The organism is Mycobacterium intermedium (assembly GCF_002086275.1).
In the GTDB taxonomy this organism is placed as follows: Bacteria; Actinomycetota; Actinomycetes; order Mycobacteriales; family Mycobacteriaceae; genus Mycobacterium; species Mycobacterium intermedium.
The window spans coordinates 1-21,688 of the sequence record NZ_MVHT01000031.1; the positions used below are offsets into that span (position 1 = coordinate 1).

Below are 21,688 nucleotides of genomic sequence, written 5' to 3' on the forward strand. Positions count from 1 at the left end.
CCCCTCCCCCCTCCGAGCCCCCTCCGAGGCCGACATGCGTCCCGGCCGTGATCTGTGTAGGATCGCGCGCCGCGCCCGAACAAGGGGTGCCGCGGGGACCAACACATATGACAGGTCTATGTCGGCCGCCAAAAAATCGTTGACACAGGCCGCGCGGGCGTTAAAACGCCGTAAACGTCCGTCACCCAACGCACTTCGGCCAGGAATCTGGACCCGCGGCTGATTAGCGTTACGCCAACGCACAGGGGCTAATACGCAAACACACAGGGTCGGCCTGGGGGATCACAGGTCGCAATGTTTCACATTTAAGGAGCCACGGATGTCATTCCTGCAGATATTGCCCGAAGAGCTGACCGCTGCGGCCACTCAGCTGGGCGCTCTTGGCACAACGTTCACCGCACAGAACGCGGCCGCCGCGGCCCCCACAACCGCGATCGCTCCGGCCGCCTCTGACCTGGTGTCGACGCTGCAGGCCGCGCTGTTCGCCTCGTACGGCACTCTCTACCAGCAGATCAGCGCCGAGGCCGCCGCAATTCACGACCAATTCGTGAACACCCTGGGGATCAGCGCCGGTACCTACGAGGCCACCGAATCCATCAACCAGGCCGCGGCCGTCTCGCCGTTCGACGGGTTCGCCGCCGACATCGGAGCCCTGAGCCAGGCGTTTGCCGACGTCTTCCCGCCGGAGTTCTCCGGCGGTATCGCAAACATCATCAACATCGGGCTCGGCAACTGGGCCTCCGCGACATCCGTCCTCGTCGGCCTTGCCGGCGGTGGTCTGCTTCCCGCCGAAGAGGCCGCGGCGGCCGATGCCGCTGTCGGCGGCGACCTCGCCTTGGGCGAGATTGGTGCGGCGGCGGCAGCCGAAGGCGGCGCAATCGCGGCCGGGATCGGCACCGCCGGCGCAGTCGGCGGCCTCTCGGTGCCGCCCGCTTGGGCGGGGGCGACCCTGGTCTCGAGCACGACGCCCGCAGCGCTCACGGGTGCTGGATTCACCGCCGCCCCGGCGGCGGGCTCGCCCGGGATGCTCTTCCCCGGCGGTCTGGCCAACGCCGCGCGCAACAGCGCCGGCTTCGGTGCGCCGCGCTACGGCGTCAAGCCAATCGTCATGCCGAAGCTCGCCACGGTCTAAGCACCAGCCCATCCGCACCATCAACAACTTGACACAAACCTAAAAAGAACGGGGATACACAATGGATTTCGCCGCTTTGCCGCCAGAAGTCAACTCCGCGCTCATGTACTCCGGCGCAGGCGCCGGCCCGCTTCTCGCAGCCGCGTCAGCCTGGAGTGGTCTGGCCGCCGAATTGAACGCCACCGCAACAGGTTTCGAGTCGGTGGTCACCGAGCTCACCGGTGAGCTGTGGCTTGGTCCGGCGTCGCTTTCCGCGGCTGCCGCGGCCCAGCCCTACATCGCCTGGCTGACCTACACCGCCGGAGCGGCGGAGCAGGCGAGCGTGCAGGCCATGGCATCCGCGGCCGCCTACGAGGCAGCGTTCGCCGCCACCGTTCCCCCGCCAGTCATCGCGGCCAACCGGGCCCAGCTGGCGGCACTGGTCGCGACCAACTTCCTGGGCATCAACACACCGGCGATTCTGGCTACCGAGGCCCTCTACGCGGAGATGTGGGCTCAAGACGCCCTGGCGATGTACACCTACGCGGCCGCCGCGGGTGCCGCCAGTGCACTCACACCGCTGGAGCCCCCGACACCGAACACCAACCCGGCCGGACCGGTCGCCCAGGCCGCGGCCGTCGGCGCCGCAGCCTCGGTGTCACCCGCGACGCAATCGATCGTCGACCTGATCACCCAGTTGCCGACCGCAATCTCGCAGCTGGCTTCACCGATCACTTCGGCTCTCGAGACGGTGGGCGTGATGGACATCCTTCCGGTCATCGACGGCGTCTTGGGCGAACCGTTCATTGCGAACATCATCAACAGCGCCATCAACACCACGGCATGGTGGGTCATGTCCGCTATCCCCACGGCGATCTTCCTGGCAAACACCCTCGCCGGCAGCACGCCGGTGGTGGCGGAGGAGATCGCCGAGGGCGCGGGCGTTGCTGCCGGTGCAGCAGCGGCGGGCTTGGCCGGCGATGTGGAGGCAGCGGGCGTTGGCGCCGCCGTGGGCGAGGCGTCACTGGTCGGAAGCCTTTCGGTGCCGGCCAGCTGGGCCAGTGCCGCCCCGGCTGCCGCGAACGTCGGTACGGCGTTGGCGGGCAGCGGCTGGACGGTTCCCGAGGAAGCAGCGGCGCAGGGTGGTGTCATGGCCGGGATGCCGGGCATGGCAGCCGCCGCCAAGGGTGCCGGCGTCGGTTCGGCACCGCGCTACGGGTTCAAGCCGATCGTCATGCCCAAGCAGGTCGTTGTCTAACGCCCGAAGTAACAGCCACTACCAGAAGTTCAAACACCAAATTTCGAGATAAGGAGATAGCATGACCGCGCGTTTCATGACCGACCCGCACGCTATGCGGGACATGGCGGGCCGTTTCGAGACCCACGCCCAGATCGTTGAGGACGAGGCCCGTCGCATGTGGGCTTCCTCGCAGAACATCTCGGGTGCCGGCTGGAGTGGTCTGGCCTCGGCCACCTCGTTGGACACCATGGGCCAGATGAACACGGCGTTCCGCAACATTGTGAACATGCTGCACGGCGTGCGCGACGGACTGATTCGTGACGCCAACAACTACGAGCAGCAAGAGCAGGCCTCGCAGCAGATCCTCAGCAGCTAACCCCAGCCCAAAGACTCAGGAGGACAATCACAATGACCATCAATTACCAGTTCGGCGACGTCGACGCGCACGGCGCTCTGATCCGCGCCCAGGCTGCCTCGTTGGAAGCAGAGCACCAGGCCATCGTTCGCGATGTGCTGGCCGCTGGCGACTTCTGGGGTGGCGCCGGTTCGGTGGCTTGCCAGGAGTTCATCACCCAGTTGGGTCGCAACTTCCAGGTGATCTACGAGCAGGCCAACCAGCACGGCCAGAAGGTTCAGGCCGCCGGCCAGAACATGGCGCAGACCGACAGCGCCGTGGGCTCCAGCTGGGCCTGACCCACACGCGTTAACCAACGTGGCCGCACACTCCGAGTGTGCGGCCACGTTGCTGTTTGTGCCCTGTTGGTGCCGTGCACCCGACGGCGTGCGCCGAATCGCGTACCCGGGTAGCTGCGGGTTCAGAACCGCCCGCCGCCACCCATGAAGTCGCCCCCGGACGATCCGCCGGAACTCGAGCTGCCGCCATACGAGGTGGGGCTCCAGCCACCGAAGCCGCCTCGCATGCCACCGCTGAGTAAGTCGCCGATGATGATGCCGCCCAAGACCGCGCCGGTGTTGTCTCCGCCGCGATAGCTGTAGGCGCGCTCAGCGGCCATTACGTCCGCGTTGGCCCGCGATTGTGCGTCGGCCGCCAGGGTCGACGCGTGGTTGGCGTAGGCGATCGCCTCGGTCAGGCTGGTCGCCTTCTTTTCCCGCGCCGCCTCGAGCTGTCGCTTGGCTTCCGCGAGGCGGGTCCTGGCTTCGGGTCCGACGCTGCCGCGACGGGTGTCGATGTATTCGGACACCCCGCGCACCCGAGACTCCGCAGTGAACAACGCCTGCTCAAAGGAGCGGTTGAGGCGTTCGCGATTTGCACGTTCTTGGGCCAGGGTCGCCAGCAGTTGGTTCAGATCCGCCTCGGCCTTGGTCAGCCGCGCGAAGGCGTCCAGCGGATCGGTGGTGCCGCGGGCGTGGTCCACGGCTCTGGCCGCCGCATCGCGCACCTCGATGAGTTCACCGCTGTGTGCGGACTGGGTGCCGTGCTGCTGCTGAAGTTGTTCATTGGCGCGCTTGATGCCCGCCTGAACCTCGGCGAGCACCGACGGCAGGCCGGCGACGGCGTGGCGGATGTCGTTGTCCGCACTGGCCACCGCGTCCAAGAGCGTGCGGGCCTGTCCGAGTGCGGATTCCGCGGCGCGCACTGCGTCCACCAGCCGGCTCTGCTGGCCGCTGACCGCGCGGGTGGCCAGCTCGCGAGCCGTGCTGATGTTGCGGTCAGCGAACGCCAGCCGCTCTTTGGCGGTCGTGACGTTGCCCGATATCGACGCCAACGCTTCAGCGCCGAACTCCTTGTTCAACTCGGCCAAGCGTTGTTCGGTGGGCTCGAGGCGTGAGGTGAGTTCGACGTACTGCTGGGTGAGCAGGTCCAGGCGGGACGGAGCATTGATCACCAAGTCGCGCAACTTCTCGAACGCCTCGGTCTGCGACTCCAGCTCGCGATCGGCCCGCGCCGCCGACACGATCACGCGAGTGAGCAGTTCACGCCGCTGCGCCGGTGTCTCCGGGATGGCGTCGTCGAGTTGCTGACGAACCGTGAAAGCCTGGGCCAGGGCCGCCTTGGCGTTGTTCACCGCCTGGGTGAACGGCGCCGTCCGCTCCTCACCGAACTCCTCGATGGCCAGGGCTAGTTCGTTGGTGCTGGTGCGCAACGCGTTGTCGACCTCGACCACCATCGAACGGGACAGGTCGTCGAGGATGTCCACGGGCACGGCGGCCAAGGCCGTCGGATCGGTGGGATCGACTCGTCGTGCCGCAGCCACGGCGGTGGCGTGGCGTCGGCGCTTGCGCCAGCGCATCACCACCAACAGGATCCCCACGGCCAAGGCGATGACACTGAGCGCTGCCAGCAGCGTCCAGCGCCCCGAGGCACTGGGTGATTTGTCCAGACCGTTGGCCGCGGCGATGGCTGCGCCGCTCCAATCGTTTGCCCGCAATGCCGGCTCGATCCGGTTGCGCCTCAGATCGTCGACGTCCCGCGAACTCACGCCCTGCACTGATGAGGGCACCAGGAACGCGTACGCGCGACCGGCGGTGGCCACGGCGAGCAGCGCATCCGAACTGCCCAACTCACTGAGCTGGTACGTGCGTCGGGCCCAACTCTCCGCCTGCTGCCCCGAGAAGTCGTCGACGTAGACGACCCACAGTCGGATGTGCCGTTCGGTGTAGAGGTGGTCGAGGGCCGTCGCCACCGCGGAGCGACCCGAATCCGTCAGCGCGCCGGAGTTGTCGGTGACATAGGTGGGCAGTCGAAACGGTGGTTGAGCGCCCGCCGGTGGCGCGAGCAGACCCCCGGCGAGGCTCACAGTGACGATCGTCAGGATCACACCGAGCAGGCGAGCGCGCATAGGACGCAATCTAATCTAGCCGGGTGACGATGCGGACCGTCGCGCGTCGTCCCTGGCAGACTGTGGGTCGGTGAGCACGAATCAGCAAGAGCCCTACGGCGACTTCGATCGTCAACGGCGGGTCGCGGAAGGGCCGAAGACCGCAGGTCTGCCGGGTACGGAAGGCCAGCATCGCACCGACTTCGCCCGCGACCGCGCCCGGGTGCTGCACAGTGCCGCGCTGCGCCGATTGGCCGACAAGACCCAGGTCGTCGGACCGCGTGAGGGCGATACTCCGCGCACCCGCCTGACCCACTCGCTCGAAGTCGCCCAGATCGGCCGCGGGATGGCGGTCGGCTTGGGTTGCGACCTCGACCTGGTCGAGCTGGCCGGGCTGGCCCACGACATCGGTCACCCGCCCTACGGACACAACGGGGAACGGGCGCTCAATGAGGTTGCGGCCGACTTCGGCGGCTTCGAAGGCAATGCCCAGAACTTCCGCATCCTCACCAGTCTCGAGCCCAAAGTGCTTGACGCCGACGGAATCAGTGCGGGCCTGAACCTCACCCGCGCGGCCCTGGACGCGGTCACCAAGTATCCGTGGTTGCGTGGTGGCGATCGTCAATCCGGAGAGGACCGGCCGAAGAAGTGCGGCTTCTACGACCAACACCGCGAAGCGGCCGAGTGGGTCCGCGACCGAGCCCCCGCGGACCAGCCGTGCCTGGAGGCCCAGGTGATGGATTGGGCCGACGACGTCGCCTATTCGGTGCACGACGTCGAGGACGGAGTCGTCTCCGAACGCATCGACCTGCGGGTGCTCGCCGACGAGGACGATGCCGCAGCGTTGGCCAAGCTGGGAGAGCGCGAATTCCCCAGGGTCGGTGCCGATGAATTGATGGAAGCCGCACGCCGGTTGTCGGGCCTGCCCGTTGTCGCCGCGGTCGGCAAGTACGACGCCACCCTGTCGGCGGCGGTTGCGCTCAAGCGGCTGACCAGCGAGCTGGTGGGCCGGTTTGCCTCAGCGGCGATCGCCACCACCCGCGAAGCCGCCGGACCTGGGCCGCTGGTCCGCTATCAGGCGAACCTGGTGGTCCCCGACCTGGTGCGCGCCGAGGTGGCGTTGCTGAAGATGTTGGCGTTGCAGTTCATCATGTCCGACCCGCGGCACCTGGAAGCCCAGGCTCGACAGCGCGAACGCATCCACCGGGTAGCGCAGTGGCTTTCCGCCGGTGCCCCGCAGTCGCTCGATCCGATCTTTGCCGCGGCTTTCAATGCGGCCCCCGATGACGGGGCGCGACTGCGGGTCATCGTCGATCAAATCGCGTCGTACACCGAGGGGCGGCTCGAGCGCATCGATGCCGCACAACTCGGGCACAACCCACTCGCACGCAGCGGCCTAGACTGAGGCCGTGTCGAGTCCAGGTCGGTCCAGGATCTCCGATCGCGACATCGCCGCAATCCGCGAAGGGGCCCGCATCGAAGATGTCGTCGGCGACTACGTCCAACTGCGCCGCGCCGGCGCCGACTCGCTGAAGGGCCTGTGTCCGTTCCACAACGAGAAGTCGCCGTCGTTTCATGTGCGGCCCAATCACGGCCACTTCCACTGCTTCGGCTGCGGTGAGGGCGGCGACGTCTACGCCTTCATCCAGAAGATTGAGCACGTCAGCTTCGTCGAGGCGGTGGAACTGCTCGCCGACCGGATCGGCCACACGATCAGCTACACCGGGCCGGCGACCAGCGTGCAGCGCGACCGGGGCAGCCGCAGCCGGCTCGTCGCCGCCAACGCCGCCGCGGCCGAGTTCTACGCGCAGGCGCTGGAATCCGACGAGGCGGCGCCCGCCCGGAAGTATCTGACCGATCGCAGCTTCGACGCCGAGGCGGCCCGCCGGTTCGGCTGCGGGTTCGCGCCTTCGGGTTGGGACACGTTGACAAAGCATTTGCTGCGCAAGGGTTTTGAGTTCAAGGAACTGGAGGCCGCGGGTCTGTCCCGGCAGGGCCGGCGCGGCCCGATGGACCGGTTCCACCGTCGGCTGCTGTGGCCGATCCGCAGTTCGGCCGGTGAGGTGATCGGTTTCGGCGCGCGCCGACTGTTCGACGACGACCCGATGGAAGCCAAGTACGTCAACACCCCCGAGACCCTGCTGTACAAGAAGTCATCGGTGATGTTCGGCATCGACCTGGCCAAACGAGACATCGCCAAGGGTCATCAGGCGGTGGTCGTCGAGGGCTACACCGACGTGATGGCCATGCATCTGGCCGGGGTCACCACCGCCGTCGCGTCCTGCGGCACCGCGTTCGGCGACGAGCACCTGGCGATGTTGCGTCGGCTGATGATGGACGACAGTTTCTTTCGCGGCGAGTTGATCTACGTTTTCGACGGCGACCAGGCCGGTAAGGCCGCCGCGCTCAAGGCCTTCGACGGCGAGCAGAATTTGGCGGGCCAGTCCTTTGTCGCGGTGGCCCCAGACGGCATGGATCCCTGTGACCTCCGACTGAAGTCGGGAGACGGCGCGCTCCGCGACCTGGTTGCGCGTCGAACGCCGTTGTTCGAGTTCGCCATCCGCACGGCGCTTGCCGAGATGGACCTGGACAGCGCCGAAGGCAGGGTGGCCGCCCTGCGCCGTTGCGTCCCGATGGTGAGTCAAATCAAGGACCCCACATTGCGCGACGAGTACGCCCGGCAGCTCGCGGGGTGGGTCGGTTGGGACGACGTGGCCCAGGTCATCGACCGGGTGCGGGGCAACGCCAAGAAGACCAGGGGTGCCGGCCGGGCGGGTCCTGCGCCCAGATCCGGCCGCCGAGGCGCGGCCGCCGCAGCGGCGGGCCCCGCCGAGCCCGCAGCGGCCCGTCCAGACCCGCGTGACCCGACCCTGTGGCCGCAGCGGGAGGCGCTGAAGTCGGCGCTGCAGTACCCCGCGCTGGCCGGTCCGGTGTTCGACACACTGACCGTCGAAAGCTTTACCCACCCCGGTTATGCGGCCGTGCGTGCGGCAATCGAGAGCGCGGGTGGTACCTCGACCGGCATCACCGGGGCGCAGTGGCTGGACCTGGTGCGTCAGCAGACCACGTCGGCGCTGACGACGGGTCTGATCAGCGAGCTGGGCGTAGAGGCGATCCAGGTCGACGACGACAAGCTGCCCCGCTACATCTCCGGTGTCCTGGCCCGGCTGCAGGAGGTGTGGGTGGGCCGCCAGATCGCCGAGGTGAAGTCCAAGTTGCAGCGGATGTCGCCGATCGAACAGGGCGACGAATACCACGCGTTGTTCGGCGATCTGGTAGCGATGGAGGCCTACCGGCGCAGCCTGTTGGAACAGGCCAGCGGCGACGATCTCGCCGTCTGAGACGGCGGCAGGCGGCCGTCGTCAGTTGACGCTGTTTACCGGCTGCTCGGCACGGTGTTCGACCGGGGGCTCGGCGGGCCTGTCCACCGGTCGCTCGACTACCGACGTCTGCTCGTCGATCTCTTTCAGGGTCACAAATCCGGTATCGGGCGAGATCCGATTCGCGATCCTGCGACGACCGCTCTCGATCATCGACCTGGCCACTGGACTACCCGTCAGCGCGCGGTAAGTGCCCGCGATCTGCTCGTACCGGCGGCGCCCGGCCTTTGAGCCCAGCACGTAACCCAGTCCCAGCATGGCGACATACCCGATCAAGACGATCCCTCCCGACACAAAAAGCGGTTGGTCCCATCCTGCCTCATCGCGTGGGGTGTGTGTGCGCCCGATCGGTCACTGCAGGTAGTTCTTCGAGTCCCTCTAGTTGGGACCCTCTAGTTGGGACCAGCCATGCCAGTACGCTAGAGTCGTCCCGCGATCCAGCATCGCGGCGATCCCCTGTAGCTCAACTGGCAGAGCATTCGGCTGTTAACCGAAGGGTTGAAGGTTCGAGTCCTTCCGGGGGAGCCGATAATGGCCTTCGTGGCATTCCAGTCCGCGGTGAGCGCGGAGAATTCGATCGAGTGGTCCGGCGGCGCGCTGGTTGTCATCGATCAGCGGGTATTGCCCCGCGAATTCGTTCGGCTGCGGCTCACGACGGTCGACGAGGTCATCGACGCGATCAAGACCCTGGCGATCCGGGGAGCACCCGCGATTGGTGTCGCGGGCGGCTTCGCCGTCGCGTTGGCGGCCTTCGCGCACGACGGCGATCCGGACAAGATCGGGCTGGAGGCCCAGCGCATCGCCGCGGCCCGGCCCACCGCGGTCAACCTGGTCTGGGGTGTGCGACGGGCGCTGGCCAGAGTCCCCGACGGCCCCCAGGCCGTGCTGGCCGAGGCCCTGCAGATGCTGGCGGAGGACGGTCAGCTCAACCGGGTCGCCGCCACGCACGCGGCCGACCTGATCGAGCGATTGTGTCCTGGTCGCCCGCTTCGTGTGCTGACCCACTGCAACACCGGGCGACTGGCTACGGCCGCGTTTGGCACCGCGTTGGGCGCGTTGCGGGTTTTGCATGCCCGTGGCCTCATCGACAGCGTGCTGGTCGACGAGACCCGACCGCTGCTGCAGGGCGCCCGGCTGACCGCTTGGGAGCTGGCCGAGGCCGGCATCCCGCATCGTCTGACCATCGATTCGGCCGCAGCGTGGGCCATGGCCACCGGCCAGGTGGACTGCGTGATCGTCGGCGCGGACCGGGTCGCCGCCGACGGTTCGGTTGCCAACAAGATCGGCACCTACGCGCTGGCCGTGGCGGCGGCGCGGCACGACATACCGTTCGTGGTCGTCGCACCGGAATCGACCCGCGATCCGGCCACGCCGACCGGGCGCGAGATCGTGGTGGAAGAGCGGGGCGCGGCGGAGGTCACGCACGTCGGTGACCGTGCCATGGCCCCGGAGGGCATCGCGGTGTTCAACCCCGCCTTCGACGTCACCCCACCGGAACTGGTCACCGCTGTTGTCACCGAGAACGGTTTTGTCGAGCCGAAAGGTGTTGTCGAGCAGGAGATTACGGATATCTCGCATGCGTTGTATGCGCGCGGCTGGATGCCGGGAACGGCCGGCAACATCTCGGTTCGCACCGGCGAAACCGCGGTGATCACCGGCAGTGGGCTCTCCAAAGGCGAACTCACCGAGCACGACATGGTGACCGTGAAGATCGCCGACTCCCAGCCGGTGTCGGGGAAGCGCCGTCCGTCGGCGGAAACCGCCATCCACACTGCCATTTATCGCGCCACCAACGCCGAGGCGGTTGTGCACGTGCACCCGCCACACGCGACGGCCCAGTCGATCGACGCGCGGGAGGCGTTGCGGTTCAGCGGGTATGAGCTGATCAAGGGCCTCGGCGCAGCGGAGACGATCGACATTCCGGTGTTCGACAATCACTCCGACGTCGCCCGCATCGGCACCGACATCGAGCGCCACCTGACCGAGAACCCCACCGCCGCACCAGTACTCATCATCGCTGGCCACGGAATCACCGCGTGGGGCGCCACCCTGGCGCAGGCCCGCGACCGGGCGGAGTGCCTCGAAGGCATTTGTGAGCTGGTGACGTTGACCGGCCGGCGCGAAGTCGGGAGGAATCTGACGACATGACCCTGCTGCAGATCATGGCCGACACCGATGCCACCGATGTGCGGCTGCTTACCGACGATGCCGCCGTCATCGGCACCGAATTGGCAAGGCGCGGAATAGCGTTCGACCGCTGGCCGGCGATGCCCGATCTGGACGCGGCCACGCCGACCACCGACATCCTGGCGCGCTACCGCGAACACGTCGCTCAACTGAACGCCGATGGCCGCTACAAGTTCATCGATGTGATACGCCTGCAACCCGACGACGGTGACCCGGATTGGGCCGACAAGGCCGCTGAGGCTCGAGGGAAGTTTCTGTCCGAGCATCGCCACGCCGAGGACGAAGTGCGCTTCTTCGTAACCGGCCGCGGCTGTTTCTATCTGCACCTCGAACCGGAAGTGGTCGCGGTGGTGTGCGAGGGCGGTGACCTGTTGTCGGTGCCGGCGGGCACCCGGCATTGGTTCGACATGGGTCTGCGCCCCGACTTCGTCGCGATCCGGTTCTTCGAGCAGCAGGATGGCTGGATTGGTGACTTCACCGGTGACCCGATCGGCCAACGGTTCCCGAGCATCGATCAGCTTGTCGCGGCGTGATCGACGCAGTCGTCCTCGACATCGAGGGCACCACCAGTCCGACGAGTTCGGTGCGCGAGGGTCTGTACGGCTATACCCGGCAGCATCTGGCGCGCTGGCTGGCCGATAACCAAAGCGGCGCAGCGCATTCGGTTCTCGCCGGCGCTCGCGAGATCGCCGGGCGACCCGACGCCGACATTAACGAGATCGCCGGGCGACCCGACGCCGACATTAACGAGATCGCCGAAGTAATGTGTCGCTGGCTTGATTCCGACATCAAAGCGGAGCCGCTCAAGACCGCGCAGGGCTTGATCTGTGCCGCGGGATTTCGCGGCGGTGATCTGTACGGCGAGTTCTTCGATGATGTGCGGCCGGCGTTGACCGCCTGGCACGCCGACGGGATTTCGCTGTCGGTGTTCTCGTCGGGTTCGGTTCGTAATCAACAAGACTGGTTTAGCTACGCCCGCGGTGGCGAGATGGCGTCGCTGATCAGCAGTTGGTTCGATCTGACCACGGCCGGGCCCAAACGCGAGGGCACGTCATACCGCCGAATCGCCGACGAGATCGGTCTGCCTGGCGGGAATATCCTCTTTCTTTCCGACCAGCCCGACGAGCTCGACGCCGCGGTCTCGGCAGGATGGTCGGTGGTCGGCGTGGCCCGGGCCGGCGAGCCCAATTCGCCTCGGCCGCCGCACCGTTGGGTCGACTCGTTCGCCGATGTCGATCCACGAGCCACATAGCCGGGCACGGTCGTCACGACGAGTTCTGCGCGCCCCACTCCCGCTCGGCGGCCAACTGGGCTGGTGTGTCGGCGGGCTGACTTTCGTCGTCACGACTGGCCAGGTTGACCAGGGCCCCGGCGAGGGCAAAGACCGGTATCCCGTGTCGCTCGCTGGCCGAGACCAACTCTCGGAAGGCTGTGTAGGTGCTGCAGCGGCGCCAACCAACAAGTATGCCGACCGCGGTGTCGAGAGCGCGCGTCGACCCGTTGCGGCGATCTCTAATCGTCGTATGACTTTCCAACCCCTGAGTCATGTGTCATCGACCTTCCTATTCCTGTCGCTATTCCTGTCGCGGCCAGTGTCAACCGTGCGACGCCTATGCGTCGGTCAGCGGCGCGTCGCGTAGCTCACACTCGGCGCCGGATTCAGCTATTTTGTTGCGGGAGAAGGAAATCAATGACAACGACAGCGCAGGGGCGAACGGCGCGTGGTATCGAAGCGCGCCCGTGATCGCATCGCCTAATTGTAGGACATGAAGATGGCGAAGGTTTGGATTCGGCGTGTTTGGCTCGCCCGCGTCTTGAAGCTCGAGAGTTAGGCCGCGGCTGTCCGGCGGAACCGGGCGACGAGCGGATACATCTGGCAGCCAAGGCAAATCCCGAAGGCAGCGTTGAGGAACGAAGCGAACAGCGCGAAGGCCGTCGCGACCACGCCCACCACCGGCAGCGACGCCACGAACCCGGCGACCCCGACGACGGCGAAAACCAGCCCGACCAGCTGTGCAAACTTCAGCGGCGGAACCGGTTCGCGTTCCTTCACCGGTGCGAGCCGCGGCGCAACGAGCTTCCGGAAAATGAGCCCGTAAGGACCGTTGCGTGGGCCGCGCAGGGCGGTGATCGCGAAGACGACGGCCTGAGCGGCCAGGATCACCGTGGCGGCGGGAATGCTGAACGCTGACACCGCCAACGTCGTTACGAGGACGGTGCTGGTGATCCATGCCGCAAACCGCGGACCCCGCACGTCTACTAGGCCCGTGTCTTGGCCCTTGTTTTGGCCCAAGTCGGTCGACATCAATGCGCTCCTGTCGGTAGGGGTGTTTCGGTCGAAAACATCTAGTCACTGGCCTTTCCGGCCAACAGCGATTGCACAGCCGTTTGCAACTCGGGGGCCTTGGGCACGCCCGCGGTGCGGTAGTGCTGACGGCCGTCGGCGTCGAAGATGAAAGTGGTGGGTAGCGACAACACGGAGAACCGTTTGGCCGCAGCGGGGTTCGCGTCTATGTCCAACTCCACGTGCGCCACCTCGGGCAGGGCCGCGCACACCTGGTCGACCACCCGCCGCACCGCGGCACACGGGCCACACCACTCGGCGCTGAAGTGGACGATGGTCGGGCCGCTCTCGGACAAGCCCAAATCCGAGGTGTCCTGCCGCGCTTCGGCGTCGCTCGTTGAGGTCTGGCGCAACGTACCCGAACGACGATTGACCGCGACGCCGATGACGCTCGCGGCACCCAGCGCGGCCGCGGTCGCCGCAACCGCGACTACCAGAGTGCTCACCAGCGCACCATTTCCATGCAACTCCAACGAATTCTTGTCTTCGACGACGCAGTAGCCAATAACCCCGCGCCCGGCGGCGCGTATTCCTCAGATCGAAAAGTCCTCGCCGTACCAGACCCCCGCCTCGGGCGGCCGGATGACGCGCTCGGGCTGTTGCCCGGTCTGCGCGGCGCCGGCGGAATCGCCCGCCTTGCCGTTACTTCTGGATTCCAGCCGGGCCACCCGGGTGAGCAGCGACTGAAGGCTGACACCGACCAGGTCCGGCAGCCGCGACTCGTCCTCGCTGGCCTTCGCGGGCCTGCTGACGATCTGCCCGGGAACCCCGACCACGACCGAGCTGGCCGGGACCTCCTTGACCACGACGGCGTTGGCGCCGATGCGACTGCCGTCGCCGATCTTGATCGCGCCGAGCACCTTGGCTCCGGCGCCGATGGTGACGCGATCACCCACGGTGGGGTGGCGCTTACCGGTATCGGCGCCGGTCCCACCGAGGGTGACTCCGTGGAAGATCGTGACGTCTTCACCCACCTCGGCGGTTTCGCCGATCACCACGCCGGTCGCATGGTCGATGAACAGGCCCGGGCCGAGCACGGCACCTGGGTGAATCTCGACACCGGTGAAGATGCGAGTCAGCTCCGCCAGCGTCCGGGCCAGCACCCGTGCGCCACGCAGCCACAACCAGTGGTTGATCCGATGAGCCCATACGGCGTGTACGCCCGGATAGGCGAAGATGACTTCCAGCACGGTCGGTCGGGCGGGGTCCCGCTCCCGGGCCGCTTGGATGTCACGCCGGATGGCTGCCAACACGTCAGTCGCTCAGATCCTTGAACAACACGGTGCTCAGGTAGCGCTCACCGAAGTCGGGTAGCACCACAACAATCAGCTTTCCGGCGTTCTCCGGGCGCCGTGCCACCTTGAGGGCGGCCGCGACGGCCGCACCCGAGGAAATGCCGACCAGCAGACCTTCCTCCCGGGCAAGCCGGCGCGCCAGCTCGAGCGACTCTTCGTTCTCGACGGTGACGACCTCGTCGACCAAACCCAAGTCCAGCACCGGGGGAACGAAGCCCGCGCCGATGCCCTGGATCGGATGTGGTCCCTTCTGGCCGCCGGAGAGCACCGGCGACGCGGCGGGCTCCACCGCAATGAACTGCGTGCCGGGCTTGCGTTCCTTGATGACCTGGGCGACGCCGGTGATGGTGCCGCCCGTTCCGATCCCGGAAACGAAGATGTCGATCTTGCCGTCGGTGTCGTTCCACACCTCTTCAGCGGTGGTGACGGCGTGCACGGCAGGGTTGGCCGGGTTCTCGAACTGCTGGGGGATGAAGTACCGCTGATCTGTCTTGGCCAGCTCTTCGGCCTTGGCGATCGCACCGGGCATGCCCTCGGCGCCGGGGGTGAGGACGAGTTCGGCGCCGTAGGCGCGCAGCACCTTCCGCCGCTCGAGGCTCATCGTTTCCGGCATGGTGAGCACCAATTTGTAGCCGCGGGCGGCGGCCACCATCGCCAGGGCGATGCCGGTGTTTCCGCTCGTTGGTTCGAGGATGATGGTGTCGGGCCCGATCAAGCCGGCCTTCTCGGCCGCGTCGATCATGGCCACGCCGATCCGGTCTTTCACACTGTTGGCCGGGTTGAACGATTCCAGCTTCGCGACCACGTCGGCGACGGCGCCGTCGGTGACCCGGCGCAGCCGAACCAGGGGGGTGTTTCCGATCAGTTGTGTGATGTTGTCGGCAATGGTCATCCACATTCTCCAACGAGGTCGGCGTGGGCCTGGTGTGCATCCCAGGTGATGTCAACTTCCATTGTCACGTGTGTGGGGGTGGTTAGTGCAACCGGTGTCAGGCGATGGGACGGCCCCGCCAGCGCCACTCCGGTCAGTACGCGCCCACTGAGCTGGTGCGACGTCGTGGCGGTGAGCGCGGTCGCGGTCGTGCCGGGGGCGCAGCGCACGTAGAAGTTGGTGCCCCGTTTGATCGTCTCGGTGATCGGGACACCGTCCGCGTCGACCACTTCGCTGCCGGCCGCGGCGGTCACCCGCAACGGGACACGCGCTCCGAACGGCCCCACCCGCTGGGAACCGGCGTTCCACTCGGCGACCGCAGCCTCGTCAACCAGCGGGTTTCGGTTTCCCCGAGCCGCGGTGAACGCCCCGGCCAACAGGTAGTTGTAGAGGTGCACGATGCGGTCGGAGTTGCGGTAGTGCCCGGAACCGGTCAGCCAGAAGTCGACGTGGTCGATGTCGAGGGCACCGGTCGTGCGGCCGGAATCGGCACCGGCGGGAACCAGTCGGTAGTAGCGGTAGCCCAGGGCGCCACGCGAACGGCTGCTGGTCGACAGGGTGCTGCCCACCCCGAGCGTCTTCTGATAGCGGCCCTTGCCTGTGTCCGTGGTCAGCTGTGACCCGGAGACGTCGTGCCAGATCAGCCCGTCAGCCGACTTTTGCAGCCGCACGCTGGTTTGCGACCCGGTCCATAGCGAGTAGCCGCCCAGCTGTGGCTGACCGTCGAATTCGAAGGTCAGCACCGGCCCCGGGCCGCGGTGCACCGCGATGGGCGCATTCAGGGGACGGGTGTCGAGCGTCATGCCGTTGGTGAAGTACCAGATGGCGGCCTGTGTTCCCGCGATGGCCTCGTGTTCGCTGATGTTGCCGGGGCCGAGGGGATACCCCGCGGCGCGCAGGCGTCGGCTGAGGTCGGCGATCGAGCGCATCGGAAAGGAGTGCCGCAGGATCCACTCCACCTCGGCCTCGCAGCCCCGGGTGCTCAGGTGCGGCAGTGCCGACCAGGTGCCGAGCCGATATGGCGACGGGTGATGTGGTGCGATGCCCATGAAGTCCAGCGAGTATGCCCGCAGGTTCGGGTGCAGCTTGATCAGGTCGGTCCGCGCGGTGGTGCCGTCGGTGAACACCACCTTGTCGACGGTGTGGGAGTAGGTGCCACCCCGATAACGGGTCATGCGACTCGGCTCGATCGCCGGTCGCACCCGGATGCGACGACGGGTTCTCACCGGAGCCGCGAGGCGACTGGGCGCGGAAATCGGCTCAGAAATAACGTCGGAAAGCACGGACATGGCTGGTTGATCTTCCTCAAAGAATGTGGCTGCGCATCACCGTGCCGCCGGGCGGTGTGCCATACCGCCGCCTGCGGGGGAGCGCGAGGGTAGCTGAGGGGCTAGACGATCAACAGCAACAACAACAACAAGGCATGACGAGGCTGCGCGAAGGAACGAAGCGCGGCTGAAGGGCCTGTTGCATAGGGCCACTATAGGCCATGGGTGTTCGAGGCTGTTTCAATCACGCTTGGTCAAAGATTTGTGTGTGAACGTTGCAGTCCCTTACCCTCGCTGGGCGCCGGCACTCCATGTGGGGCAAGATTAGGTCCTGCGCCACTAGCTTTCGCTTAAAATCGACGTGATTTGAACGGTGGAGGGAAGGACCAACATGACTTCGGCTGCACAAGGGGCTCAGAACGAGTCTCAGGCACTTGATGATCTCGCTGCCCGGCAGCTCGCCAATGCGACCAAGACCGTCCCTCAGCTCTCGACGATCACCCCGCGCTTTCTGCTGCATCTACTCAGCTGGGTGCCGGTGGAAGCCGGCATTTACCGCGTCAACCGCGTCGTCAACCCGGAGCAGGTCGCCGTCAAGGCCGAGTCCGGGGCAAGCGGCATCGACGAGGTGCTGCCCGAGACTTACGTCGACTACGAGACGAGCCCGCGCGAGTACACGCTGCGCAGCATCTCGACGCTGCTCGATGTGCACACCCGCGTCTCCGACCTATACTCCAGCCCCCACGACCAGATCACCCAGCAGCTGCGGCTGACCATCGAGACGATCAAAGAGCGTCAGGAGTCCGAGCTGGTCAACAACCCCGAGTACGGGTTGCTCTCCCAGGTGACTCCCGAGCAGACCATCCAGACGCTGGGCGGGGCGCCGACCCCAGACGACCTGGACGCGTTGATCACCAAGGTCTGGAAGACCCCGAGCTTTTTCCTGACGCACCCGCTGGGCGTCGCCGCGTTCGGCCGCGAGGCCACGTACCGCGGCGTGCCGCCCGTCGTCGTGAACCTGTTCGGCGCCCAGTTCATCACCTGGCGCGGCATCCCGATCGTTCCGTCGGACAAGGTGCCGGTGGAGGACGGCAAGACCAAGTTCATCCTGGTGCGCACCGGCGAAGAGCGCCAAGGCGTGGTGGGTCTGTTCCAGCCCGGTCTGGTCGGGGAGCAGGCGCCGGGGCTGTCGGTGCGGTTCACCGGCATCAACCAGTCGGCGATCGCCACCTACCTGGTCACGCTGTACACGTCCCTCGCTGTGCTCACCGACGACGCGCTGGGCGTGCTCGACGACGTCGCTGTGGACCAGTTCCATGAGTACAAGTGAGTACCGCTCGGTAGACGCCGAAAGCGACCTTCCCGTCAGCGCGGCTGAGTTGGCCGCGCTCGCCAGCCAGCTGTATGCGGCGAGTATCCGGCCCGGGCCGGACAGCCCACCGCAGACGGCGCCGCTGGCGCCGCGCGGGAATGTGCCCGACACGACGTCGGCGGCCTCGCTGGGCCGCACGGCCGGCGGTGCCTCCGATCCACTCTCCGCGGGTGTGCCGGCAATAGCCTTCACCGATACGTATGTGCCCGCGCCTTCGTCGCCGGGGCCGGAAGCCACGCCTCCCGGCGTGGTGCCGGTGGCGCCGCGTGGCAATCTGCCGGACACCACAGCGGCCCCATCGGCAGCCTCGGCCGCGGCCGGGGTGGCGGACCCGTTGCTTCCGCCCGGTATCGGCGATTTCACCGCCTTGGCGGTGCCGACCGAGGGCATTGTGCCGACGGTGCCCGGCGTCCTGGCAGGAGCGTCACCCAGCGTGCCTGTGGCGCCACGCGGATCGGCACCTGGCTGGCTGCCCGAGGCTCCATCCGTCGGTGACCTGGGTTGGTCCGACGCCCCGTCGGTCGCGCCCGGCGGGGACGAGGGCAACTATTGGTTCCTGAGCCGGCCGGAGGTCGTCTCGGAGCCGGTGCCGGAATTGCCGGACCAGCACGAGGTGTTCGACGTCAACGCCGTGCGGGCGGATTTCCCGATCCTGAAGGAAACCGTCAACGGCAAGCCGCTGATCTGGTTCGACAACGCGGCGACCACCCAGAAACCGCAGGTGGTCATCGACCGGCTGGCGTACTTCTACGCCCACGAAAACTCCAACATTCACCGGGCGGCACACGAACTGGCGGCGCGTGCGACCGACGCGTATGAAGAGGCACGCGAAACGGTGCGCCGCTTCATCGGCGCTCCGAGGGCCGAACAGAACATCTTCGTGCGCGGCACCACCGAAGCCATCAACCTGGTGGCCTACGCGTGGGGCGGCAAGCACCTCAAGCGGGGCGACGAGATCGTCATCACGCACTTGGAGCACCACGCCAATATCGTTCCGTGGCAATTGCTTTCGCAGCAGACCGGGGCAATTCTGAAGGTCGCGCCCGTCGACGAGGCGGGCAATCTGCTGCTCTCGGAGTTTGAGGACCTGCTCGGGCCGAAGACCAAACTGGTGGCCGCCACGCAGGTGTCCAACGCGCTGGGGACCGTGACGCCGGTGGAGAAGATCGTCGAACTGGGGCACCGCTACGGCGCGCGCGTCCTCATCGACGGCGCTCAGTCGATTCCGCATCTGCCCATCAACGTCGCCGAACTCGGCGTCGACTTCTTCGTGTTCTCCGGGCACAAGATCTATGGCCCCACCGGCATCGGGGTGCTGTACGGGTCCGAGGATGCCCTCGAAGAGACCCCGCCGTGGCAGGGCGGCGGCAACATGATCGCCGATGTCACCTTGGAGCGGTCGCTGTACCAGGGCATACCGAACAAGTTCGAGGCCGGAACCGGAAACATCGCCGACGCGGTCGGCCTGGCCGAGGCGCTCCGTTATGTCGAACGGGTGGGTATCGAGCGCATATCGGCCTACGAACATTCGCTGCTGGAATACGCGACTCCTCGGCTGGCGGACATCCCCGGTGTTCGACTGGTGGGCACGGCGACCGAGAAGGCCAGTGTGCTGTCCTTCGTGCTGGCCGGGCACGAGCCACTCGAAGTCGGCAAGGCGCTCAATGCCGAGGGCATCGCGGTGCGCGCGGGCCACCACTGCGCCCAGCCGATTCTGCGTCGCTATGGTCTGGAGGCGACGGTGCGCCCGTCGTTCGCCTTCTACAACACCTTCGAAGAGATCGATGTTTTCCTGCGCGCGGTGCGCCGGATCGCCGAAGGCGGCGCGAACGTAGGCTGAACCGCCCACCCGTTCCACCGTTGTTCTCTGCTTGATTCCAAACCTGGGAACCGACTTGCGCTGCTCGTAAGCTGGCGATGTGTTTCTATCCGCAATTCGGTGGCGTTGCGCCATACCTTGCTGTGGATACCGTTAAGCCATTGCGGGACAAGGAATTTCACTTAGAGAATCCATTTGTCGAGTAGACGTAAAAGAGGGTCTGGCATGAGACGCACTCCGTTGTGGACCACCCGGGGGGGTACATCGACCCGATGAATACCGCCACCATTGCGAAGCCCATGCAGGCGCTGGGTGAGTTTTTCCAGCTCTGCGCGGAGACGTTCCTGGTGATGGTGCGACGCCCGTGGGCCTGGCGTGAAATTCTCGAGCAGATCTGGTTCGTGGCTCGGGTGTCGATCTTTCCGACCATCATGCTGTCGATTCCGTACACCGTCCTCATCGTGTTCGTCCTCAACATCCTGCTCGTCGAGATCGGCGCGGGCGACCTGTCCGGAGCGGGGGCGGGACTCGCGTCTGTGACTCAGGTGGGGCCGGTCGTCACGGCGATGGTCGTCTCCGGTGCCGGCTCGACGGCCATGTGCGCGGACCTGGGCGCGCGCAAGATTCGCGAGGAAATCGACGCGATGCAGGTGATCGGGGTCAACCCGGTGCAGGCTCTGGTGGTCCCGCGCGTCTTGGCCGCCACCTTCGTTGCGGTGCTCCTCTATTCGGTCGTCGCGGTCACCGGACTGGTCGGCAGCTACATCTTTGTCGTGTATGTGCAGCACGTCACGCCGGGGGCCTTCGTCGCGGGGATGACGTTGCTCGTGGGCCTGCCGCAGGTGGTGATTTCGCTCATTAAAGCCACCCTGTTCGGAATCTCCGCCGGCCTGATCGCCTGCTACAAAGGACTTTCGGTGGGGGGAGGTCCCGCCGGCGTGGGTAGCGCGGTGAACGAAACCGTGGTCTTCTCGTTCATGGCTTTGTTCTTCATCAACATCTTGACGACCGCGCTTGGGGTAAAGGTGACCGCCAAGTGACTCGCGTCAACGAAGTTGCGGAGCGAAGCGACGAGTTGGGGCCACCTCCGCGGGCGCGGGTAGCGCCCGCGAGCCAGCCGGCGGTGCGGGAGCCGTCGTGGTTCGCCACGGTCGGCCCAAGGTTGGTGGCCGCCACGCGCCGGATCGGCGAACAAACCGCCTTCTACGGACGGTCCCTGGCCAGCACCGGCGACGCGGTGCGCCGCTACCCCGGAGAATTGCTGCGGCTGATCGCCGAGATGGGAATGGGCACCGGCGCACTGGCGGTGATCGGCGGCACCGTCGGCATCATCGGCTTTCTCACGCTGACCACCGGCGCCTTGGTCGCGGTCCAGGGTTACGACACGCTGTCCAACGTAGGTGTGGAGGCGCTGACCGGCTTTCTCTCGGCGTTCCTGAACGTCCGGATGATCGCGCCGTGCACCGCCGGCGTGGCACTGGCGGCCACGATCGGTGCGGGCGCGACGGCGCAGCTGGGCGCCATGCGAATCAACGAAGAGATCGACGCGCTGGAAGTGATGGGCATCCGCGCAATCACCTACCTGGCGTCCACCCGCATCATCGCCGGTGTCTTCGTTGTCATCCCGCTCTATGCGGTCGCCGTGCTGGCCTCGTTCGTCGCCGCCAAGTTCCTCACCATTGCCGTTTACGGCCAGTCACGCGGCGTCTATGAGCACTATTTCGTGACGTTCCTGCATCCCACCGACCTGATGTGGTCGTTTCTGTCGGCGCTGACAATGGCCGCGGGTGTGATGGTGGTGCACACCTACTACGGTTTCACCGCGACGGGCGGCCCGGCCGGTGTGGGGGAGGCCGTCGGTCGTTCCGTGCGGTCGTCGATGATGGTCACCGCCTTTGTCTGCCTGATGATTTCGCTTTCCGTCTACGGTCAGCACGGCAACTTCAACTTGTCGGGATAGC

At 66.6% G+C, this 21,688-nt stretch carries 21 protein-coding genes and 1 tRNA gene; 14 read left to right on the forward strand and 8 right to left on the reverse strand.

Annotated elements, in window-relative coordinates; all coding sequences use genetic code 11:
* The first annotated feature begins 319 nt into the window (after positions 1–319).
* From BST27_RS12930 to BST27_RS12945, 4 genes are all read left to right on the forward strand, one after another.
* Positions 320–1,132: a PPE family protein, SVP subgroup gene (locus tag BST27_RS12930; RefSeq protein WP_069422597.1), complete on the forward strand. Its 813-nt coding sequence runs from the start codon at positions 320–322 to the stop codon at positions 1,130–1,132.
* Between the two features lie 61 nt (positions 1,133–1,193).
* Positions 1,194–2,369, forward strand: coding sequence for a PPE family protein (locus BST27_RS12935; RefSeq protein ID WP_069422598.1), 1,176 nt, complete (start codon positions 1,194–1,196; stop codon positions 2,367–2,369).
* A 61-nt stretch (positions 2,370–2,430) separates the two neighbouring features.
* Positions 2,431–2,727, forward strand: coding sequence for a WXG100 family type VII secretion target (locus BST27_RS12940; RefSeq protein ID WP_069422649.1), 297 nt, complete (start codon positions 2,431–2,433; stop codon positions 2,725–2,727).
* 32 nt (positions 2,728–2,759) lie between these two features.
* Positions 2,760–3,044, forward strand: a complete 285-nt coding sequence (locus BST27_RS12945; protein ID WP_079220028.1) for a WXG100 family type VII secretion target — start codon at positions 2,760–2,762, stop codon at positions 3,042–3,044.
* A 122-nt stretch (positions 3,045–3,166) separates the two neighbouring features.
* Here BST27_RS12945 and BST27_RS12950 read toward each other — a convergent pair whose 3' ends face one another.
* Positions 3,167–5,152 (reverse strand): TPM domain-containing protein, encoded by a 1,986-nt coding sequence (locus tag BST27_RS12950; RefSeq protein WP_069420791.1) that lies wholly within the window; start codon positions 5,150–5,152, stop codon positions 3,167–3,169.
* A gap of 70 nt (positions 5,153–5,222) precedes the next feature.
* On the opposite strand from BST27_RS12950, the gene BST27_RS12955 reads away from it, so the two are divergent.
* Positions 5,223–6,536 (forward strand): deoxyguanosinetriphosphate triphosphohydrolase, encoded by a 1,314-nt coding sequence (locus BST27_RS12955; RefSeq protein ID WP_083148497.1) that lies wholly within the window; start codon positions 5,223–5,225, stop codon positions 6,534–6,536.
* Between the two features lie 4 nt (positions 6,537–6,540).
* Entirely contained in the window at positions 6,541–8,472 is a 1,932-nt protein-coding gene (dnaG, locus tag BST27_RS12960; RefSeq protein ID WP_069420789.1) for a DNA primase, read from the forward strand.
* Positions 8,473–8,493: 21 nt separating this feature from the next.
* Here the strand turns inward: dnaG and BST27_RS12965 are convergent, their stop codons facing one another.
* Entirely contained in the window at positions 8,494–8,787 is a 294-nt protein-coding gene (locus BST27_RS12965; RefSeq protein ID WP_069420788.1) for a hypothetical protein, read from the reverse strand.
* 176 nt (positions 8,788–8,963) lie between these two features.
* On the opposite strand from BST27_RS12965, the gene BST27_RS12970 reads away from it, so the two are divergent.
* From BST27_RS12970 to mtnC, 4 genes are all read left to right on the forward strand, one after another.
* A tRNA-Asn gene (locus BST27_RS12970) sits at positions 8,964–9,036 on the forward strand.
* Positions 9,037–9,042: 6 nt separating this feature from the next.
* On the forward strand, positions 9,043–10,659 hold the full coding sequence (locus BST27_RS12975; RefSeq protein WP_069420787.1) for a bifunctional S-methyl-5-thioribose-1-phosphate isomerase/methylthioribulose 1-phosphate dehydratase: 1,617 nt from the start codon (positions 9,043–9,045) through the stop codon (positions 10,657–10,659).
* On the forward strand, positions 10,656–11,231 hold the full coding sequence (locus BST27_RS12980; RefSeq protein ID WP_069420786.1) for a 1,2-dihydroxy-3-keto-5-methylthiopentene dioxygenase: 576 nt from the start codon (positions 10,656–10,658) through the stop codon (positions 11,229–11,231). The genes BST27_RS12975 and BST27_RS12980 overlap by 4 nt, the downstream gene beginning before the upstream one ends.
* The gene (mtnC, locus tag BST27_RS12985; RefSeq protein WP_069420785.1) at positions 11,228–11,950 is read left to right on the forward strand and encodes an acireductone synthase; all 723 of its coding nucleotides are present in this window, start codon (positions 11,228–11,230) and stop codon (positions 11,948–11,950) included. The genes BST27_RS12980 and mtnC overlap by 4 nt, the downstream gene beginning before the upstream one ends.
* Positions 11,951–11,963: 13 nt before the next feature.
* Here mtnC and BST27_RS12990 read toward each other — a convergent pair whose 3' ends face one another.
* The 6 genes from BST27_RS12990 to BST27_RS13015 all read right to left on the reverse strand — a co-directional run bounded on the left by BST27_RS12990 (position 11,964) and on the right by BST27_RS13015 (position 16,557).
* The gene (locus tag BST27_RS12990) at positions 11,964–12,245 is read right to left on the reverse strand and encodes an ANTAR domain-containing protein (protein ID WP_069420784.1); all 282 of its coding nucleotides are present in this window, start codon (positions 12,243–12,245) and stop codon (positions 11,964–11,966) included.
* A 281-nt stretch (positions 12,246–12,526) separates the two neighbouring features.
* Entirely contained in the window at positions 12,527–13,003 is a 477-nt protein-coding gene (locus BST27_RS12995) for a DUF4395 domain-containing protein (protein ID WP_069420783.1), read from the reverse strand.
* Between the two features lie 41 nt (positions 13,004–13,044).
* Entirely contained in the window at positions 13,045–13,488 is a 444-nt protein-coding gene (locus BST27_RS13000; protein WP_139805135.1) for a thioredoxin family protein, read from the reverse strand.
* A gap of 87 nt (positions 13,489–13,575) precedes the next feature.
* The gene (gene cysE / locus BST27_RS13005; RefSeq protein WP_069420782.1) at positions 13,576–14,295 is read right to left on the reverse strand and encodes a serine O-acetyltransferase; all 720 of its coding nucleotides are present in this window, start codon (positions 14,293–14,295) and stop codon (positions 13,576–13,578) included.
* Between the two features lies 1 nt (position 14,296).
* Positions 14,297–15,229 (reverse strand): cysteine synthase A, encoded by a 933-nt coding sequence (cysK, locus tag BST27_RS13010; protein ID WP_069420800.1) that lies wholly within the window; start codon positions 15,227–15,229, stop codon positions 14,297–14,299.
* On the reverse strand, positions 15,226–16,557 hold the full coding sequence (locus tag BST27_RS13015) for a thioester domain-containing protein (RefSeq protein WP_069420781.1): 1,332 nt from the start codon (positions 16,555–16,557) through the stop codon (positions 15,226–15,228). The genes cysK and BST27_RS13015 overlap by 4 nt, the downstream gene beginning before the upstream one ends.
* A 370-nt stretch (positions 16,558–16,927) precedes the next feature.
* On the opposite strand from BST27_RS13015, the gene BST27_RS13020 reads away from it, so the two are divergent.
* The 4 genes from BST27_RS13020 to BST27_RS13035 all read left to right on the forward strand — a co-directional run bounded on the left by BST27_RS13020 (position 16,928) and on the right by BST27_RS13035 (position 21,687).
* Positions 16,928–17,866 carry a family 2A encapsulin nanocompartment shell protein gene (locus BST27_RS13020; protein ID WP_069420780.1) on the forward strand — a complete coding sequence of 313 codons (939 nt, stop codon included), beginning with the start codon at positions 16,928–16,930 and terminating at the stop codon, positions 17,864–17,866.
* Positions 17,853–19,748: a family 2A encapsulin nanocompartment cargo protein cysteine desulfurase gene (locus BST27_RS13025; protein WP_069420779.1), complete on the forward strand. Its 1,896-nt coding sequence runs from the start codon at positions 17,853–17,855 to the stop codon at positions 19,746–19,748. Before BST27_RS13020 ends, BST27_RS13025 begins: the two co-directional genes overlap by 14 nt.
* Before the next feature lie 251 nt (positions 19,749–19,999).
* Positions 20,000–20,767 (forward strand): MlaE family ABC transporter permease, encoded by a 768-nt coding sequence (locus tag BST27_RS13030; RefSeq protein WP_069420778.1) that lies wholly within the window; start codon positions 20,000–20,002, stop codon positions 20,765–20,767.
* Between the two features lie 83 nt (positions 20,768–20,850).
* Entirely contained in the window at positions 20,851–21,687 is an 837-nt protein-coding gene (locus tag BST27_RS13035; protein WP_069420799.1) for an ABC transporter permease, read from the forward strand.
* Position 21,688: the final 1 nt, after the last annotated feature.

What these genes read in the sequence shown, in the direction of transcription:
- BST27_RS12930 (WP_069422597.1), top strand. Translation starts at nt 320, where the DNA reads ATGTCATTCCTGCAGATATTGCCCGAAGAGCTGACCGCTGCGGCCACT.
- BST27_RS12935 (WP_069422598.1), top strand. Translation starts at nt 1,194, where the DNA reads ATGGATTTCGCCGCTTTGCCGCCAGAAGTCAACTCCGCGCTCATGTAC.
- BST27_RS12940 (WP_069422649.1), top strand. Translation starts at nt 2,431, where the DNA reads ATGACCGCGCGTTTCATGACCGACCCGCACGCTATGCGGGACATGGCG.
- BST27_RS12945 (WP_079220028.1), top strand. Translation starts at nt 2,760, where the DNA reads ATGACCATCAATTACCAGTTCGGCGACGTCGACGCGCACGGCGCTCTG.
- BST27_RS12950 (WP_069420791.1), bottom strand. Translation starts at nt 5,152, where the DNA reads ATGCGCGCTCGCCTGCTCGGTGTGATCCTGACGATCGTCACTGTGAGC.
- BST27_RS12975 (WP_069420787.1), top strand. Translation starts at nt 9,043, where the DNA reads ATGGCCTTCGTGGCATTCCAGTCCGCGGTGAGCGCGGAGAATTCGATC.
- BST27_RS12980 (WP_069420786.1), top strand. Translation starts at nt 10,656, where the DNA reads ATGACCCTGCTGCAGATCATGGCCGACACCGATGCCACCGATGTGCGG.
- BST27_RS12990 (WP_069420784.1), bottom strand. Translation starts at nt 12,245, where the DNA reads ATGACTCAGGGGTTGGAAAGTCATACGACGATTAGAGATCGCCGCAAC.
- BST27_RS12995 (WP_069420783.1), bottom strand. Translation starts at nt 13,003, where the DNA reads ATGTCGACCGACTTGGGCCAAAACAAGGGCCAAGACACGGGCCTAGTA.
- cysK (WP_069420800.1), bottom strand. Translation starts at nt 15,229, where the DNA reads ATGACCATTGCCGACAACATCACACAACTGATCGGAAACACCCCCCTG.
- BST27_RS13015 (WP_069420781.1), bottom strand. Translation starts at nt 16,557, where the DNA reads ATGTCCGTGCTTTCCGACGTTATTTCTGAGCCGATTTCCGCGCCCAGT.
- BST27_RS13020 (WP_069420780.1), top strand. Translation starts at nt 16,928, where the DNA reads ATGACTTCGGCTGCACAAGGGGCTCAGAACGAGTCTCAGGCACTTGAT.
- BST27_RS13025 (WP_069420779.1), top strand. Translation starts at nt 17,853, where the DNA reads ATGAGTACAAGTGAGTACCGCTCGGTAGACGCCGAAAGCGACCTTCCC.
- BST27_RS13030 (WP_069420778.1), top strand. Translation starts at nt 20,000, where the DNA reads ATGAATACCGCCACCATTGCGAAGCCCATGCAGGCGCTGGGTGAGTTT.